The 16,701-nt window shown below is 38.7% G+C and carries 16 protein-coding genes; 9 read left to right on the plus strand and 7 right to left on the minus strand.

The genetic code is table 11. The annotated features are described in order from the left end of the window. The first annotated feature begins 43 nt into the window (after positions 1 to 43). The 6 genes from ACKWCF_RS11020 (at position 44) to ACKWCF_RS11045 (ending at position 9,141) form a co-directional block, all read left to right on the plus strand. Positions 44 to 3,694, plus strand: coding sequence for a tetratricopeptide repeat protein (locus tag ACKWCF_RS11020; RefSeq protein WP_409477642.1), 3,651 nt, complete (start codon positions 44 to 46; stop codon positions 3,692 to 3,694). A gap of 1 nt (position 3,695) precedes the next feature. Then, a complete protein-coding gene (locus ACKWCF_RS11025) occupies positions 3,696 to 3,983 on the plus strand; it encodes a hypothetical protein (RefSeq protein ID WP_409477643.1) in 288 nt (95 codons plus the stop codon). Positions 3,984 to 4,012: 29 nt separating this feature from the next. Next, the gene (locus tag ACKWCF_RS11030) at positions 4,013 to 5,470 is read left to right on the plus strand and encodes an AgmX/PglI C-terminal domain-containing protein (protein ID WP_409477644.1); all 1,458 of its coding nucleotides are present in this window, start codon (positions 4,013 to 4,015) and stop codon (positions 5,468 to 5,470) included. 71 nt (positions 5,471 to 5,541) lie between these two features. Then, the gene (locus tag ACKWCF_RS11035; protein WP_409477645.1) at positions 5,542 to 6,324 is read left to right on the plus strand and encodes an outer membrane beta-barrel domain-containing protein; all 783 of its coding nucleotides are present in this window, start codon (positions 5,542 to 5,544) and stop codon (positions 6,322 to 6,324) included. 60 nt (positions 6,325 to 6,384) lie between these two features. After that, a complete protein-coding gene (locus tag ACKWCF_RS11040; RefSeq protein ID WP_409477646.1) occupies positions 6,385 to 8,466 on the plus strand; it encodes a tetratricopeptide repeat protein in 2,082 nt (693 codons plus the stop codon). 27 nt (positions 8,467 to 8,493) lie between these two features. Beyond that, a complete protein-coding gene (locus ACKWCF_RS11045; protein WP_409477647.1) occupies positions 8,494 to 9,141 on the plus strand; it encodes a hypothetical protein in 648 nt (215 codons plus the stop codon). A gap of 89 nt (positions 9,142 to 9,230) precedes the next feature. Here ACKWCF_RS11045 and ACKWCF_RS11050 read toward each other — a convergent pair whose 3' ends face one another. The 4 genes from ACKWCF_RS11050 to ACKWCF_RS11065 all read right to left on the minus strand — a co-directional run bounded on the left by ACKWCF_RS11050 (position 9,231) and on the right by ACKWCF_RS11065 (position 11,538). After that, the gene (locus ACKWCF_RS11050; protein WP_409477648.1) at positions 9,231 to 9,692 is read right to left on the minus strand and encodes a thermonuclease family protein; all 462 of its coding nucleotides are present in this window, start codon (positions 9,690 to 9,692) and stop codon (positions 9,231 to 9,233) included. Positions 9,693 to 9,738: 46 nt separating this feature from the next. After that, the gene (locus ACKWCF_RS11055; RefSeq protein WP_409477649.1) at positions 9,739 to 10,353 is read right to left on the minus strand and encodes a hypothetical protein; all 615 of its coding nucleotides are present in this window, start codon (positions 10,351 to 10,353) and stop codon (positions 9,739 to 9,741) included. Positions 10,354 to 10,469: 116 nt separating this feature from the next. Further along, positions 10,470 to 10,970, minus strand: coding sequence for a hypothetical protein (locus ACKWCF_RS11060; protein WP_409477650.1), 501 nt, complete (start codon positions 10,968 to 10,970; stop codon positions 10,470 to 10,472). Positions 10,971 to 10,974: 4 nt separating this feature from the next. After that, positions 10,975 to 11,538, minus strand: a complete 564-nt coding sequence (locus ACKWCF_RS11065; protein WP_409477651.1) for a biotin transporter BioY — start codon at positions 11,536 to 11,538, stop codon at positions 10,975 to 10,977. 113 nt (positions 11,539 to 11,651) lie between these two features. Here ACKWCF_RS11065 and ACKWCF_RS11070 point away from each other — a divergent pair, with 113 nt between their 5' ends. After that, positions 11,652 to 12,119 (plus strand): MarR family winged helix-turn-helix transcriptional regulator, encoded by a 468-nt coding sequence (locus tag ACKWCF_RS11070; RefSeq protein WP_409477652.1) that lies wholly within the window; start codon positions 11,652 to 11,654, stop codon positions 12,117 to 12,119. On the opposite strand, the gene murJ is transcribed toward ACKWCF_RS11070, so the two are convergent. Beyond that, positions 12,084 to 13,685 (minus strand): murein biosynthesis integral membrane protein MurJ, encoded by a 1,602-nt coding sequence (gene murJ / locus ACKWCF_RS11075; RefSeq protein WP_409477653.1) that lies wholly within the window; start codon positions 13,683 to 13,685, stop codon positions 12,084 to 12,086. The genes ACKWCF_RS11070 and murJ overlap by 36 nt on opposite strands. A gap of 19 nt (positions 13,686 to 13,704) precedes the next feature. Here murJ and rpsT point away from each other — a divergent pair, with 19 nt between their 5' ends. Beyond that, positions 13,705 to 13,971, plus strand: a complete 267-nt coding sequence (gene rpsT, locus ACKWCF_RS11080; protein WP_409477654.1) for a 30S ribosomal protein S20 — start codon at positions 13,705 to 13,707, stop codon at positions 13,969 to 13,971. 2 nt (positions 13,972 to 13,973) lie between these two features. Here the strand turns inward: rpsT and ACKWCF_RS11085 are convergent, their stop codons facing one another. Continuing rightward, positions 13,974 to 14,345, minus strand: coding sequence for a PilZ domain-containing protein (locus ACKWCF_RS11085; protein WP_409477655.1), 372 nt, complete (start codon positions 14,343 to 14,345; stop codon positions 13,974 to 13,976). Positions 14,346 to 14,450: 105 nt separating this feature from the next. On the opposite strand from ACKWCF_RS11085, the gene ACKWCF_RS11090 reads away from it, so the two are divergent. Continuing rightward, the gene (locus tag ACKWCF_RS11090) at positions 14,451 to 15,590 is read left to right on the plus strand and encodes an alkaline phosphatase D family protein (protein WP_409477656.1); all 1,140 of its coding nucleotides are present in this window, start codon (positions 14,451 to 14,453) and stop codon (positions 15,588 to 15,590) included. A 61-nt stretch (positions 15,591 to 15,651) separates the two neighbouring features. Here the strand turns inward: ACKWCF_RS11090 and ACKWCF_RS11095 are convergent, their stop codons facing one another. Continuing rightward, positions 15,652 to 16,617 (minus strand): CorA family divalent cation transporter, encoded by a 966-nt coding sequence (locus ACKWCF_RS11095; RefSeq protein WP_409477657.1) that lies wholly within the window; start codon positions 16,615 to 16,617, stop codon positions 15,652 to 15,654. Positions 16,618 to 16,701 lie beyond the last annotated feature (84 nt).

The following is a 16,701-nucleotide window of genomic DNA, read 5'->3' on the forward strand; positions in this document are numbered from 1 at the left end:
CAATTAATTTCACATACAAAGGATGAAGTAAACATGATGTCAGATGAGTAAATTTTCATTTATTATTGCACTTCTTTTCGCGGCGCAAATCACCCAAGCAGCCCAAGAAGATGCCAAAGGTCTATTGCCTGAGGTTAAACTTAATTCGGACAACGAAGAAGTTAACACTGAAAAAGCTTTCAAATCAGAAGTATTAATTACTAAAGCTGAAAGCAAAGCCATTGATTCATTAAAAAAAATCCTTTCTAAGAAAAAAGGTGCTCCCGACGAAGCGGATTTAAACTTCCGTTTAGCTGAGCTTTACATGCGCCGTGCAAAATCAGGCCGTTTCTTCGACTTAAACGAAGGAGCTTCAACAAAGCTTAATAAATTAGGCGTACAAAGCCAGAAATCAATCGAAGCTTTAAAAGCAGCGATTGAAATCTACAACAAAATTGAAAAGCAATTTCCTAATTATAAACAGTTAGATGAAGTGTTCTTCAATAATGCCCTAGCCCACTCGCAAACTAAACAGTTCGAGCGCGCTAAGGATTTGTATAATAAATTAACCCACCAATTTCCTAAATCCGTATTGATACCAGATGCTTTATTAGAAGTTGGCGAATTATACTATTTCCAACAAAATTTTTCTGTAGCTTTAGAGAAGTTTAAAGCAATCGAAAAGTTCCCGAAATCAAAAGCTTACCCGTACGGCTTATATAAGTCTGCATGGTGCTTATACAACTTAAAAAGAACTGACGAAGGTGTTGGCCAGTTAGAGAAAGTTGTAAAAATTAACCCTGCTGATGCACAAGACGAGAAAAAGTATAACTTACGTAAAGAAGCTTTACGTGACTTAACTTTATTCGTTGGTGAAACAACTCCTCCAGATCAACTTTATGGATTTTTCAAGAAAATCTGTACTGAAGAAGAATTAGGTGAAGTTGTTGTTAACTTAGCAAGTCTTTTTGAATCGCATTCACGTTTCAAAGAGATCTCTATCTTTGCAAGAGAATATATCAACGAATTTCCATCAAGCGGACAATCTTCAAAAGTTTATACCAAACTGATTGACGCTGAAGAAACATTAAAAAACCGTCCACAGGTTATTTCGAATTTAAAAAAATTCGGCGAACACTGTAAAGAGTTAGTTGGTGACGCGCAAAAACCTTGTAACGATGAATTCCGTAAAGTGAGCCTAGAAATCTCAAAAAAATGGTGGGATATCTGGCTTAAAAACAAAAAGCACCAGGAATTCTCTAAGTTAACAGAACAATCTTTTGAAATTCTGTTAGCCCAAGAAGATCCTAAAACTCCGGATTCAACATCTCGTTACGCTTATGCGGAATTATTATTCCAATTAGAAAAGTTTGACCAAGCTCAAACGAACTACTTAACTGTTTCTAACCAAAAAGGCTTAGATAAAACTAGAGCCCATGACGCTTTATATGGTGCTTTATACAGTATCGAAAAGCAGTTAGAAAAAAACAGCAAAGACGAAGTTTTAGTAGCTCAGTTAACAGCGCAACAAAAAGACTTAGCTCAACGTTATGTGAAAGAGTTTCCGAATGGCGAACACTACGATAGCTTACAGTTTAAGTTAGGCTTTATTGCTTACCAACAAAAAGACTACGATAAGTCTTTAGAGATTTTATCGCCGTTTACGACGAAATCAAAAAACGCTAAGTTAAAAGCAAAAGCTGAAGATATCGTATTAGATATCTATAACGTAAAAAAAGATTTCAAAAAAATTATGTCTTTTTCAAGCCAAGTTGGAAAATCAGCAACTGATGAAAAACGTAAGAAACATTTAAGCCAAATCAATGAAGAAGCTAATTTTGCCCAAGTGCAAGTTGAGTCTGAAAACTTAAAAGTTGAAAGCAAAATCAAACTTTTAAAAGAATTCGCTCTATCGCACAAACACTCGAAATTAGGCCAAGATTCATTATGGCAGTGTGTATCGTTAGCTTATGCCAACGGTATGGACATCATGGGTGCTGATCTTTCATTAGAATATGCCAACCAATACCCGTCTGACAAAAAATCTTTAGATGCGGTTAAAGATGCAGCTAAATCATTTGTTGAAGCCGGCCACCTTAAAAAAGCTATTTCAACTTTCCGTGAATTAGCGCGTTTAGAGCAATCTAAATCATTTGCGCACTTAGAAACGTCTTGTGATTTACTTCGCGTAAATTCGCAATTACCTGAGGCGCGTGGTTGTTACAAAGCTTTATTCGATAAAGCTGAAAAAGCTAAAAAGACTGAATTATTAACTAAAATGATGAAGTCATTCGGCGATAAGAAAAACACGTCCGAACTAGAATCTATTGAAAACCAAATCTTACGCGAAAACATCGAGCCGTATGCGACTCAGATTTTAATCTCTAAAGCGAGAGCTTTATTAGATGCTAAAAAATACACTGAAGCATTTTCAGCTTCGATGAGAATCAACTCCCGTCCGGTAGATACAGATACTCGTGCAGAAGCGCGTTTAATCCAAGCTGCTGTATTAGAGTCTGAATTTATCACTCAAAGTGTGAAAGCCAGAGAATCTAAGTTTTCAATGGTTTTAGCCATGAAAACTGAGAAATTCGATAAAGCTTTTACGGCTTATTCATCAACGATTAAGATGTCTAAGTCAGACAGAGTTCAAGCCGAAGCTTTACAAGGTATTGACCGTTTATACGCTCACTTCGTTGAAGCGTTAACAACAATGCCGGTTCCACAAAGCTTATCAGAGCAAGAACGCGAAGCTTTAAAAGGCGAACTTGTAAAAATGGCAACACCTTTCCAAGATAAACGCAAAGATAACTTAGTGAAACTTCGCCAGGTATCAAAATTATCGGCGACAAATTCTGAGTTAATCAACTGGGCTGATTACAGCATCGAAAAAACGATCGAGCCTCGTTTATTCTTCCCGTCTTACCAAAAATTATCGCACTACTTACCGTCTTCTTTAAGCGACTATAAAGACTATTCTCGCTTACCGGCTTCGGATAAAAAATGTGATAAAGAAAAAGTATCAGCTTCTTCTGTGGGTGGTTGTATCCAAACGAAGAAATTCGCTGACGCTGAGAAGTTAGCCTTAAAATTAACAGAGACAAAAGAGCAACGTGCAATTGGCTTATACTATTTAAGTGTAATTGCTGATGCGAACGACGAATCCGACAAGGCTTTATGGATGATTGAGAAAGCACAGACGCTTGAACCAGCGGTTGCGTTCTTCCATTTTCAAAAAGGGAAAGTTCTATATTCTGTCGAAGGAATAAACAGTGCTTTACCCAATTTCGAAAAGGCTTTTGACATCAAAAAATCGTCTCGAGAAATCACTGTTATGAACGCTTTAAAGTCGTTCTCAGATAGAGATTTTATTACGGCTTCTCAGGAATTTTCACAACTATCGACTGAAGACCTGTATAATTTTAATGTAGCGGTACTTTACGTCGAATCGATTTTACAAAAGGGTGAGACGGCAGAGGCTTCAAGCCTGGCCCAAAGACTTGTGAATGCTCAGCCTAAAAATGTCGATATGATCCTAGAGCAAGCGCGCATTTTTGAAGAGTTTTCTTCGAAAAAAGATGAAGCAATTCAGGCCTATACGAAAGCTGCCAGTGTTGCCCAATCACCAGATCAAAAAGACTGGTTAAAAAAGAAGATTGAATTTTTAAAAACGAATAAAAACAGCCAAATTTCCATGAACAACGTGGGTGGATAAGATGGCTGAAAAAGGAATTGCGAACATGAGCTTAAAATTATTAGCGTCATTAACGTTGGGACTGATTCTAACTTTCGTTCCCTTTGTTACATCCGCAAAAGGTGCTAAAAAAACTAAAACGCGCGACGTGCAAGAAGTTAACTTCGGCGAAATGAACCTTAAAGGAACTATCAGAAATCCTGATGGTGCTTATCTGGTGCAGAAGAAAGGTATTAAATTTATGCCTTTGCACGATATCCAAAAAGACATGGATAAAAGAATTCGCGAAACTTCACTTTATATTGAATAGATTTTTTATTACGGCTGGGGGCTGTTAAAATGAGTATTTTAAAGATTACGCAAACGACACATGATGGTCGCACGAAGGTCTGGAAAGTTGATTCGAAGAAATCGTTATTAACGTTCGGATCTTCACGCAAATCTGACTTTGGGTCTATTGACCGCGTGAGCACACCATTTGATGCATTTGTTGAAAACAGAAATGATGGCTGGCACTTTGTTAGCTTTGACATGAAGAATTTATCTCCGGATCTAAAAATTGCCGATAACACGGCTTTTGAATTCGGTGAATCGAAATTATTATTTAATTTAATCCAAAAAGAAGAGTTCGTTTTAAGTTCGCTTGAAAATGTGAACCCCCAAATTACAAGCAAGCCAACGCAAAAGAAACTTCTTATTGTATCTAAAAATAATAAGATTTTAAAAACTGAAGTTAAAAATGTGAATCACACTTTAACTTATTCGATCGGCGGCGTAGCTCACACTTTACCATTTGTTGGTAAAGACACTTGGGAGCACCATGAAATCGAAGGTTTTAAATTCAAATCAAAATTGGTTACGTTAAACGAACTTTCAGATATCGAAAAGATGCCAACTTCAGGTATGGTGGATAAAGAAAGCAAAAAGATGCTTATTGCCACTTTATCAGCGATGTTCTTATTCGTAGCTATTGGTATTTTCACTCCGGGTAAAGATGTAGCAGAAGAACTAACTGTTCCAAAATCAAGCTCTACCCTAGTTATGAAATTGGAAATGAAGGTAAAACCACCTAAAGAAAGATCTGCAGGTCAACCATCTCCAGTTAAAAATACGAAAGCTGCTCCGGCAAACGCACAAAACAACCCTGCTCCAGGCGGCGGTAAGGTTTCTGCCCTTTTAAAAGGAGCGGTCGGTGTTCGTATTTCGCAGTTAATGGGTAAAGTTTCTGCTACTGAAGCGCGTACAGCTCAGGTGTTAGTAACAGCTGGCGGTGTAAAAGCCGGTGAAGCTGATTCGGGTCGTGCTTTAGCTGCCGTTGGTAAAACTGATTCATCAGGCCGTAACTGGAATGGTGAAGCTGCTGCCACTGGCGGTGGTAAAGGTGTATCAACTGGTGGTGTTGGTGCTGGTAAAGGCGCTGGTGGTATGGGTACTGGCTTAGCTGCTGGTAAAACTGGTAATGGTGGCGTTGGTTTAATCGAAGAAGAATCTGAAGTGGTTGGTGGTTTAGATCGCGAAGTGATCGCACAATATATCAAATCACAATTAGGTCAAATTCTTTACTGCTACGAACGTCAATTATCAGCAAATCCTGATCTTTACGGTAAAGTAGCCGTTAAGTTCACAATCGCTGGTACTGGCCAAGTAGAAACTCAAGCTATCAATCAAACAACATTAAAAAGTACACCGGTTGAAGGTTGTATCTTAAATAAAATCGCTAAATGGAAGTTTCCAGAACCAAAAGGCGGAACGAAAGTCGTCGTGACCTACCCGTTCTTATTTAAGAGTACGAATTAATTTTATAAAGTTTAATAGGGTTTAAAGATAATTAAATTTAGGATAAAGGCCTAAGTAAAACAAAAGAGGAAATGAAAAAGAACCAGATCTCAAAATTACAACTTCTTGCAGTAGCAACAATGATGTTATTCACAGCTCAACATGCCTTCGCTCAATCAGCGTCTGGAACAGTCAGAAGTTCCGATAAGGTCGATCTTAAAAAGTTAGAAGATAAATACTGGGGCGCCAAAGATGAAGAGTACGGCGTTATCCAAAACAGAACTTACTCAAAAGCACAAAAATTTTACGGATCATTAGTATGGGGTACTTTAATCAATGACCCATTCGCACAAGCTAAACCAGTGGGTGCCATGCTTGGTTATTATTTTAGCGAAGATTTCGGTATGGAATTAAGCTATTTAAATCACGATGCGAAAAGAAATGAATCTGTTGAAGAATTAAATAAAATCGATAACTCAGTTAACCCGAATTATAACTTAGTTAAAAATTCGATGACGGCGTCTTTAACATATACTCCGTTCTACGCGAAAATGGCTTTTATGAATAAAGCTATTTTATACTTCGATATGGGCTTTACAGCCGGTGTAGGTGTAACGACTTACGACCAAGTAACTAACCCAACTTTAGGAGCCACTGAAAATTTTAATTCAAAAACAGCACCGCACTTTGAATTAGGTTTCATGCAGCAATTATTCGTGAGCAAAAACGTGGCTTTCCGTTTAGATTTAAAGAACACGTTCTATTCACAAAAAGTTGTTCCTTATCAAACAAACTTTAACACAACGACAGGCGAAGAAACAAAATCAGCCAATGACACCACTCTGACTTTTGGTATTACGCTATTTACCAACTAAAAGGGATTTTTATGATGACTCAATTTTCACTTAAAAAGGATGAAGTAAATATGATGTTTCATGGCTAAAAATAAAATCATTCTTGCTTTTGCTTCGCTAACGGTAGCTATCTCGGCTAACGCACAAAAAGTAGCTCCGAAAAGAGCGGTGGCTTCAACAAAGACATCACAAATTTCAGCACCTAAGATCACTACATTAAACCGTGTGAATCTTCCTTCTGAAAAATCATTTCAACCAAAAGAAACTGGTATTCAAATGCCAGCAGCTAAAGCTTTTGTTGATATTAAACCTAAAGCCGCTAAATCACCTGATATGGTTGTACTTCCTAAGTTCCAACCAATTCCTGTGCTGGAGCAAGCTAAGGTTGTGATTAAGCCAGAACATATCGCTCAAATTCCAATCGTAAAACCATTGGATTTCGGTCCTGAGCCATTATTAAATGAACCACAATCAGATATTAAAAACTTAGTTGAGATTAAACCTGAAGAATACAAAATGATTCAGGCCTTAATTTTCATGGATTATAACAAACGTTATGATTTAGCTATGGCCTTATTCGTCGAATTAATGGATGTTCCTCAATACGCGCAACAAGCGACTTACCACTATGCTGAAACAGCTTTAGGGTTAAAGTTATATTCTGAGTTCCGTGAGAAAATGTTGCAAGTGACTAAAGAAGCTAAAGATCCAATGGTTAAAAAAATGGCCGTTGAATCATTAGTTAAAAACATGCAGTACTTACAGATTTCAGATATCGAAGCAATTGATCCGGTAGCTAAGCAATTAGATGTGGATACAGTTAACCACACGTCTTACCTACTTAAAAAAGCGAAATACTATTCTGAAAAAGGTAACTTAAAAGAATTCGAAAACGCTTTATTAATGATTCCAACAGAAGCTCCTGAATACAAAGAAGGAACTTTACTAAAAGCCGTATTAAACTACCGCCGTGGTCAAGTTGATGAAGGTATCACGGAATTAGAAGTTTTATGGCCTTTAGTTGAAGAAAAGAAAAAAGACCAAATCAGAAACTTAACAGCTCTAACGTTAGCGCGCCTATACTTCCAAAAAGGTGATTATAAAGCCGCTTACAAATACTATCTGTCTGTAGATAAATCTTCAGGCCAATGGTTACAAAGTATGGTTGAGCAAGCTTGGACACAAATCTTAGCTAACGACAACATCGGTGCTGCCGGTAACATGTTTACCCTACACACTGAGTTCTTCACAAAAGCTTACGCGCCAGAAACTTACGTAGTGCGTACGGTGGGCTATTTAAATCTTTGCCAATACGGTGACGGCGTTCACGTTCTAGAAGATTTAAATAAACGTTATAAAAAGGTTCAAGAAGAATTAGAAGGTTACCAAAAAGCCAACCCTAAAGGGCTTGCTTACTATGATTTAGTTAAATCTTTCTTGAAAAATACAAAACAAGAAATTTTTGAAGGCGTACCTCGTTCATTCGTGGTGGAGTTAGCCCGTCACCCGACTTATATGAACATTCAATCGCAAATCAACGCATACGAAGACGAAAACTCACGTTTTAACAAAGTGACAATCGACCTAATTCGTAAAGAACGTGATGCGCGTTTAGAAATGTTAAAAGCTAAAAACGAATTTTCGCAAGCGCAACGCGATGGTAAAAAAGGCGATGGCTTACGTAATTTAGAGAAAAAGTATTTAGCTAAAGGTGTTGAGCATTTAATTTATTCTCGTGCTAGAAACGGAATTAAAAAAATGCGTGAAGCTGCTTTAGCCCGCTTAACTAAAGAAGAAAATACTTTACGTGAAAAAGCAGGCAAAAACTTACAAGGTCGTTTTGGTGAATTAGTGGCATCACTTGACCGCTTAATCGACCAACAAGAAGTTTTAAGTTATGAAATCTATTCTGGTGCCGGTGAACATATCCGTTACCAAATGGCCGGTGGCGAAGGAAAACAAGCTGACAAAGCACCAGCTTCTTTAACTCCGGATGATAAAGATAACTATGCATGGAAATTTAAAGGCGAAGTTTGGGATGATGAGATCGGTCACTACCGTTCTTCATTAAAAAACGTTTGCCCGCAGGATGAAAATGAACGTTCTCCAAGTTCAGAGAACGCTTCAACTGATGCAGGCGACGCCAACGAAAAACATAACTAATTTTAAATTTAATAAAAGGAATAATTTATGAAACAGACTCAAAAAACAATCTTAGCCTTAATTACCCTGAGCTCGATCGTAGCCAGCGCGGAACCTTATTCAGCGCAACAAGGTCTTGATAAAATTAAGATCAACGTTGAAACAGCTAAGGCTAATAAAGTGGATTACGAAAAGAACTTAGGCGTGATTAACACGAATATGACTGAAATCGGTAAAGCTAAGGGCCAGGCGCAAAAACAAAAAGATACAGTGAACACTGAAATCTTAAATAACAACGAAGCTCTTAAAAAAGTAGTTTTACAAGAAAAAGAACTACAAGCTTTAATTACTGCCGAAGAAAATAAGCGTGTTGAAGAAGACAAGCAATTAAAAGAGCTTGCCGCTTTAACAACAAAAATCTCTGAAAACCAAAAAAAACGTGAGCAATTGATTGCTGACTATAAAAGACAAATGGAAATGGTCGCTGAAGAGAAAAAATCTTGGAAAGGCCGCGAATCAGAATTACGTGCCCAAGAAGGTAAAGCCATTGAATCTTTACGTGGTTTAGCTTCTCAAGAAGTCGCTTGGAACACGAAAAAGAAATCTTACGAAGGCGAAGTTAAAAAATGGTCAGCCGAAGTTGATAAACAAGAAAAAATCTCTGAAACTTACCAAGGTTTAAAAGAGAACAAATAATCGGAATAATCGGTAGGCCGTACCTTTTTGCGTAACGCCGTATCAAAATAAAAAAGCCGCAGCTAAATGCGGCTTTTTTATTTGTGCGATTACTTCTGGCTGGCGACTCCGCGCTTACACCAGTTGATCTTTTCTTTAGTTGCCCCTTCATAGGCATAGGCTAAGTTATTCTTAATCAACGTTTCGGCGATGTCTTTACCGTCGACTTTAACATCAGCTAAAACGCGAAAGTATTTATCACGTTCGATATTTACTAAATCAATGCGTTTAGCATTTTTAAGCATATTTTCAATTAAACGTTTAGACGTACGCGCCACATCTTTTTCACAAGGAAGCTTTCCTTTAATTTCCGGCGAATCGACATGTTTTACACGAACGCTGATCTTCTCCCCGATTAACGGATGAACTCCGGGAATATCAAAGGTGATCGTATCGGCATCGTAATTTTTAAGATACTTCACACAGTTAAAAGAATTCGCTGTGTGGGCACATTGGTCGGCCAAAGAATTTAAAGAGAATAAAAATATCAAAGCTGCAATACTAAGTTTCATATAAAAATCTTAAGTGATGCAGCTTTAGTTTGAAAAGAAAAAAATGTTATCTCGGGCAAATTCTAGCTTGGTCTTCAGCTGAAATTTTTAAATCATCAAAAATTTGAAAACGGCTCATACGCATAATTTTATTAGCGTCACCTTTAGGAACATTCGCGTTCCAGTAAGCTTGAGCTTCTTGATTTGAAAAACCGCAGAACTGCATTAAAGCATAAGAAGCCATTTCACCAGAGGCATGCCAGCCATTCCAACAGTGAACGTATAACGGGCCTTTTCTGTTTTCGATAACATCTTTGATTTTCATTAAATATTCTTTTTGCGAAGCACGGTTTCTTGTATCAGAGATAAATGAATAATTAATACCGTAAGTGTCTGCAGGTTTTTGTGACCAGCCGTAAGGATACATATAAACCGCTGTTGAAAAATCCATATCAGCCAAAGTTTTTAAACCAACGTCTTTTAATGGGATTTGACCGCCGCCAGAATTACCGCCGCGGTATAAAACACCAGGAATAACGACGCGAAAGTCTTTAAGGCCTACAACCTTCTGATGGGTCGCAGGCGAGTTCGTTAATAGATCTTGCTTTGTTAATACAGTTTGCGCCAGAGAAGCCGCAGAGAACGTTAAAACCAGCGTTAAAACCGAGCATAAAGCTTTCATAAATACTCCTTTAGACAAAGAAGTATTATGCAAGGATTGACCCAGTCTCATTTTGAGAAACAGAGTTTAAATTAAATTATGTTGGCTATTGCAGTAAGAGAACTGTCGACAAGTTTTTACTGCGACAGTTTTTGCTGACGTAAGGCCTCGTAAATATCGTCTGGCGACATTCCCGGAAGGCCATTAAATTTTTGATATTCTTTCGGCCAGTGAGCCGGATCAAATGTCATAGGTGTTGGTTTTAGATCTAACAGCTTACCCACAAGTTCGGCGCAGTAGATCTTTTCATCATCCCACAAAAAACTGTGATCAAAAGGTCTTCCTAAAAACTTTTCGACTTTTTTATCTTCAAGATCTTCTAGATCTGAAATTTCAATCCACTCTGTAATTTCGCCGACCTGGCGAATCTTATCAATCGTTACCATTTCCACTCCCCGATATGGATGGGCTTGCAGCCACTTTCCCTTGTAGGAAATTGCAACATGATAAAAGCGTCCGCCGGTTTCAAGTTGCACCACTTGCCCTTGAGAATCACGTAATTGCAAAAACGCGACCGTCACTTTAGCTTGCGTAGAAAGTGCGAAAAAAACAATCGTTGCGAACAGAAACTGTGTCATAAAATTACCTTACAAAATATTTTTCACTTTGAGTAACTAACAAAGCGGCCAATGTATTTTTTAGCAAGTCTCCGAATAGAAATGGGTATAATCCTGCCGTTAAAAGTGCTTCGCGCGGAATAAAAAATGATAACCCCACTAACCCAAAGAAAAAGACACAGACACTTCCGAGGTAACTTGCCAGCAAAGCTTTACGAAATGATTTTGTAAAACCACGGTCACTTAATGTCCCCACCACTAAAGCGCCTGCTAACATTCCAAACAAATAACCTGTCGTGGGGCCACCGAATCCGGCCTTACCGGCCGCGAAGATCGGTAAGCCGCTAGCCCCCAATAACAAGTAACTAAGTACAGACGCAAACCCACGTTTAAATCCCCACATCAAGGCAATCAGGGCTACACCAAACGTTTGCCCGGTGATAGGCACCGGCGTCCACGGAAGCGGGATTGAAACTTGCGCAAGTAAGCTTAGCACCACAACGCCGCAAGCAATGGCTGCTAAGTTATAAGTGACTTGATTACCGCGAGAAATAACGAAACGAGATACTAAAGCTTGTGATTTATTCATAAGCTAGGAGCCTAAAAAAACTTTTTACGACCCGCTAGCTAAAAAAAGTAATTTTAGATTTCAATTATTGAACTATTCAACTAAATTAGGCCCATTACAGAAAGTAATTGCTTATGAAAATCACAAAGTATCTTAATGCCAGCCCCGTTTTTGCGTTAAATTCGGCTTATGAAGCCATTGTGTCTGATATTAACCGTGTTTTAAAAACTGAAGACACGAACTTACTACAAGGTTTAGTGCTGACCGCTTTGTTATTTGAAGAAAAAGACAGTATTACCCCATCACAACTAGCTAAAGTATTTCACACCAGCCGTGGCAATATCAGTCATATCGTTTCGCACTTAGAATACCAAGGCTGGGTTAAGCGCACTGTTCACCCTAAAGATGCCAGACAGTTTCAAATTATTCTAAAACCTGAAGGCAGAAAAAAAGCCCTTAAACTCATTAAGTATTACGATAAAATTCAGGATTTATTTGAAGATCGTTTAGGCGTAGCGAATTGCAAACAAGCCGCAGATAGTATTTCTCGCCTTAAAGAAAGTTATTTATCTTCTGATACGGCCCATTACTTTTTTCGCTAAACGGCCAAATTCCGCAGGAAAGATACGCATCGCGATCACAAAAAATGCCGCCAGCACGAAAGCAATGGTAATCGATAAAGCTAAGTAATTTGCGATATGACCATGTAAGATAAAATAAATTTGCGAAATAAAAATAACCGCGACACCCACAAAAGCAAACTTCACAAGGCTTGCTAAAAACTTCAGATACGGAAAATCAAAAATTAAAAAGCGGTAGAAAAATAACAACATTGTTAAATTTACTGCGGCCGACGTGGTTGTTGAAATCATTAAACCTTGCACACCCCATTTAGCCATTAATACCGGAGCTAAAAAGATATGAATCACTAAACACCCTGCCGATAAAACCGCCGGAAACCACGTGTTTTTAATCGCATAATAAGCCGGGGTTAATACACGCACCCCACTAGAAAACACCATAATCCAGCAATAAGTTTTTAAAATTACACTGGCTGTCTGCACGTCAGCTTGAGTGAATCTTCCGCGGCCGAATAATAAATCCATAATCGGTTCAGCTAAAACGAATAATCCGCAGGCTGCCGCAATCGACACAAAAAGATTTAACTCTAAATAGTGTCTGGTCTGTTCGACCATTTCTTGTTTTTTATCCTGCACCCAAAATTTTGAAAGTACTGGTAATAACGCTGTTCCAAGACTTACCGAAATTAATGACAGCGGAAGTTCGATTAAACGATCGACGTAATTAATATAAGAAATTGTCCCTTCTTGTAAGCTTGAAGCAAAACGAAGATTTACGATGGTTGTAAATTGTAAAAGTCCAAGACCGATCAGCCCTGGCCCCATGTTGCGAAACACACGCAGCATATCGCGGTTACTAAAGTTAAAAGAAATTTTGGGAAAGAACCCGGCTTTACGAAGTGCCGGAATTAAAACAGCCGCTTGCAAAACACCGCCGATTAAAACACCCCACGCCAACTGCGCTCCATTTTTTTGCGCTTGTTCTGATAACCAAGAACGTGGCCATAAGGTTGAAACCACCATCGCCAAATTCCAGAATGTTGGGGCTAAGGCTGGCCAGAAAAATTCACCTAAGGCATTTAAAATCCCCATGAAAAACGCAAAACTAGAAATAAAAAACACAAAACCAAACATGATTTGCGCCATTTGTTTGGTGATCAGGAACTTTTCGGTGTTGGCGATATATTCAGGGTCTAAAACTAAATGTAATAAAGGATCAGGATAAATAACCCCGGCCACCGTGATTGCTGATAAAACTAAAAGCAACAGCGTATATAAAGAGTTGACTAAATTTTGGGCTCTTTCACGGCCTTCATGGTGGGCCTCAACAAAAATTGGGATAAAACTGACTGATAAAGAGCCTTCACCCAATAAACGGCGGAACATATTAGGAATACGGAAAGCCGCAGCCCAAGCATCGGTAATTTGCTTATCAAATAGCGCTGCCAGAAGAGATTCACGAACTAACCCTAGCGCCCGGCTTGTCATGGTCCCGAAGGCCATTTTCAGGGCGTTTTTTAGAATCCCTGCTTGCTTCGTCTTATCCGGTATGTTAGCTATTTGTGTTCGTTCTGAAATGTCAGACATATTACTTGGAGGTTATACCTTGGCACAACATAAGTCAGCAGCTAAAAGAGCTCGTCAAGCCGTTAAGAAAAACGCTGTTAATACAGCTCGTAAATCTGTAGTTCGTACTGCTGAAAAAGCATTAGCTTCAGCTTTAAAAAACAAAGACGTTAAAGCAGCTCAAACTTTATTATCAGCTTACGTTTCTAAAATCATGAAAGCCGCTCAAAAAGGCGTTTTCACTAAAGCAACTGCTGCACGTAAAGTTTCTCGTTTATCTACACAAGTTCAAAAAGCTGCTAAGTAATCTTACGATACTTTAAAGCGTTCTTGTTCATGACTAGTCCGAGCTACATAAGCTCGGATTTGTCGTTTTAGCGACAAACTCACATCAGTAAAGCTTAAGCCATACACGGTGTGACCTGATTTGGTTGCCATACCCGGAACTGTGTTCTTCACAACCGCGCGTAGACAAAAGAATCCCCCATTCGGGATATAAAAATTAACGACAATCGCACTGTTCATATCAAGGGTCATTTCTGTCTGAAATGAAATTCCACCTTCACCGATTTCTACACCAGCTGTAACTTCAGAATAACCTTTACACGTAAAGGCCACTGGCTTTTTAAAATGGGTTCTTGGATATTTTCTTTTTGGACCATCATGATTAACAGCATTCATACTGCACTTATCGGCTTACTAAATTCGAATCCCAACTAGACCTTAGGCTGGCAAAATCAGTTTAAGCGAATTCCCTTTTTACTCAAGTTCGATATGATCGAGAGCATGAGAAAACAAATTTTAATTACAGCATTAATGACTTCAACTTTACTTGCCGGTTGTGCAGGTACTTCTTTATTAAATAACCAGGGTAACAGCGACGCTAAAGCTAAGCACCGCCCGATGACCGACAATTCTAAAGAAGCCCAATTAAATATTCCCTACAGAAGTTTAGATACCAGCAAAGAATTAACTTTAATCGGTATGGGTTCATGCTCTGACCAAAACCAGCCAGAACCGATCTGGAAAACGATCAAACAAGCTAACCCACAGCTTTTTATTATGATGGGCGATAACGTTTACGCGTCTAAAAAAGAAGATAAGCCGATCATCGATCAATACATCAGAATGAATCAAATTGCTGACTATAAAGAGTTACGTGAAGCGATTCCGTTTTTAGCCACTTGGGATGACCATGACTACGGCCAAAATGATGGTGGTTTTGATAATCCAGAAAAAGAAGAGGCCAGAAAAGTTTTCTTAAATTATTGGAGTTATTTAAAATTCACGATGCCTAAAGACCAACAAGGCGTTTACCACAGCCGCATGATCGGTACAAAAAACCGTAAAGTGCAAATCATCATGTTAGATACACGTTGGGACCGTTCAGCGTTAACTAAAAATCCAGCTTACAATGCTGAAACAAACACTGAGCAACCGCCAAAAATATTTTTACCGAGTGAAGACCCAAAAGCACGTATTTTATCTGAAGAACAATGGAAATGGTTAGATCAAGAATTAGCAAAACCAGCTAACTTAAGATTAATCGTTTCATCGATTCAGTTAATTCCGAATGATCACTACTTTGAAAAATGGGGAAACTTTCCGAAAGAGCGCGAAAGATTTTTCAATCTTTTAAAAAAACGTAAAGCGAAAAACACTGTGATTTTATCAGGCGACCGCCACTTAGCAGCGATTGCTAAAGAAGATGTTAAAGGTTTAGGTACAATCTACGAAGTGACAGCGAGTTCACTAAATAAACCTTCACGTAACTTAGCTCCTGAAACTGATAAGTCGTACACGGCACCTAGTTTTTTAAAACCAAATTTTGGTACGTTATTAATCGACTGGAGCAAGCGCACGGTATCTGCAAAAATCGTAGACGATGAAAACAAAACCCAGCTAGAACAAGACATACGCTTTTGATCTGCCTCCGGCAGACCTTATTCTAAAGAGCCGCTCTGCGCGGCTTTTTAACTTTGAATGCTTACTTCCGTAAATTAACATTCGTTTCTACGGGTGAAAGCCAGCCTTTCACCGCAATATATAAAAACAGGGCTAACGAAATCACAAGCATAAGCCCCATTGAAAGCCAAAAGCCCCACTCATTTTGAAGCCCTGGAATATGGGTAAAGTTCATTCCAAAAACACCGGCAATAAAATTTAGCGGTAAAAAGAAAATTGTTAATACCGTTAATACTCGCATGATTTCATTTGTGCGAAACGAAGCTTCGTTGGTTCTTTGCGAAGCGATTGATAAGTGTAAATTTAAAAGACCTTGCGTGTTCTCGAAGACGTCATCGGCATAGAATAAATTTCGCTCTAATTTATCGCGGCTGTCTTGCCAAAGTTCTTGTTTGGCTGCGAGCTTTGTTAAAATATCCAGAGAATATTTTAACACTTTACGATACGCTGAAGCTTTACGTTTAATGTAGTAACCTTCTTGCAATAAAGCTTTTGAACGTTTGTGATTAAAAATATTTTCTTCGAATTTTTCCATGCTGGCTTCAAGCTGAGTCAGTGGATTTTCAAAGCCATCGGCCATTTCTTCGAACAACAAACCTAACAAGTTATTCGTCTCGATTTCTTCGGCTTTTCCGGCTTTTTCAACCTCAGCCAGAACCTTCGCGATTCTAGCCAGACAATTTAACTGCGCAATACGGTGAACGGTATAAACCTTACCGTCGTTAATAAACAGAGCCACTTTCGTGGTCAATTCTTGCACCGTATCGGCCTTTGAGTCTGTATAAGGCTCGGGCATGCGCATAATAACAAAGCGAGTCGATTCGTAGCTCTCTACATGCGGAAGATAATCTGGATTTAAACAATTTTCGATGATGGCCTCAGGCATGCCTAAAACGCTTGCCAGGGCTTGATATTGCTCAGGGCCCGGAGATGGCACATCAATCCATTGAAAATGTCTATTTGAGAATAAATTTTGTCCTACAGCCATAGCTCCGCTCTTGAGTATATTGCATGATAGAGTTACTTTACTGCTTTCTATTGTAGGAGTCGCGCCTTAGGCACGCAAGGAGTT

The organism is Pseudobdellovibrio sp. HCB154, from assembly GCF_046267985.1.
Classification (GTDB): Bacteria; Bdellovibrionota; Bdellovibrionia; order Bdellovibrionales; family Bdellovibrionaceae; genus Pseudobdellovibrio.

Coding starts and splice junctions, on each gene's coding strand:
- ACKWCF_RS11065 (WP_409477651.1), bottom strand. CDS start 11,538: ATGAATAAATCACAAGCTTTAGTATCTCGTTTCGTTATTTCTCGCGGT.
- ACKWCF_RS11040 (WP_409477646.1), top strand. CDS start 6,385: ATGGCTAAAAATAAAATCATTCTTGCTTTTGCTTCGCTAACGGTAGCT.
- ACKWCF_RS11085 (WP_409477655.1), bottom strand. CDS start 14,345: ATGAATGCTGTTAATCATGATGGTCCAAAAAGAAAATATCCAAGAACC.
- ACKWCF_RS11055 (WP_409477649.1), bottom strand. CDS start 10,353: ATGAAAGCTTTATGCTCGGTTTTAACGCTGGTTTTAACGTTCTCTGCG.
- ACKWCF_RS11060 (WP_409477650.1), bottom strand. CDS start 10,970: ATGACACAGTTTCTGTTCGCAACGATTGTTTTTTTCGCACTTTCTACG.
- ACKWCF_RS11020 (WP_409477642.1), top strand. CDS start 44: ATGAGTAAATTTTCATTTATTATTGCACTTCTTTTCGCGGCGCAAATC.
- ACKWCF_RS11095 (WP_409477657.1), bottom strand. CDS start 16,617: ATGGCTGTAGGACAAAATTTATTCTCAAATAGACATTTTCAATGGATT.
- murJ (WP_409477653.1), bottom strand. CDS start 13,685: ATGTCTGACATTTCAGAACGAACACAAATAGCTAACATACCGGATAAG.
- ACKWCF_RS11035 (WP_409477645.1), top strand. CDS start 5,542: ATGAAAAAGAACCAGATCTCAAAATTACAACTTCTTGCAGTAGCAACA.
- ACKWCF_RS11050 (WP_409477648.1), bottom strand. CDS start 9,692: ATGAAACTTAGTATTGCAGCTTTGATATTTTTATTCTCTTTAAATTCT.
- ACKWCF_RS11090 (WP_409477656.1), top strand. CDS start 14,451: ATGAGAAAACAAATTTTAATTACAGCATTAATGACTTCAACTTTACTT.
- ACKWCF_RS11030 (WP_409477644.1), top strand. CDS start 4,013: ATGAGTATTTTAAAGATTACGCAAACGACACATGATGGTCGCACGAAG.
- ACKWCF_RS11025 (WP_409477643.1), top strand. CDS start 3,696: ATGGCTGAAAAAGGAATTGCGAACATGAGCTTAAAATTATTAGCGTCA.
- ACKWCF_RS11070 (WP_409477652.1), top strand. CDS start 11,652: ATGAAAATCACAAAGTATCTTAATGCCAGCCCCGTTTTTGCGTTAAAT.
- ACKWCF_RS11045 (WP_409477647.1), top strand. CDS start 8,494: ATGAAACAGACTCAAAAAACAATCTTAGCCTTAATTACCCTGAGCTCG.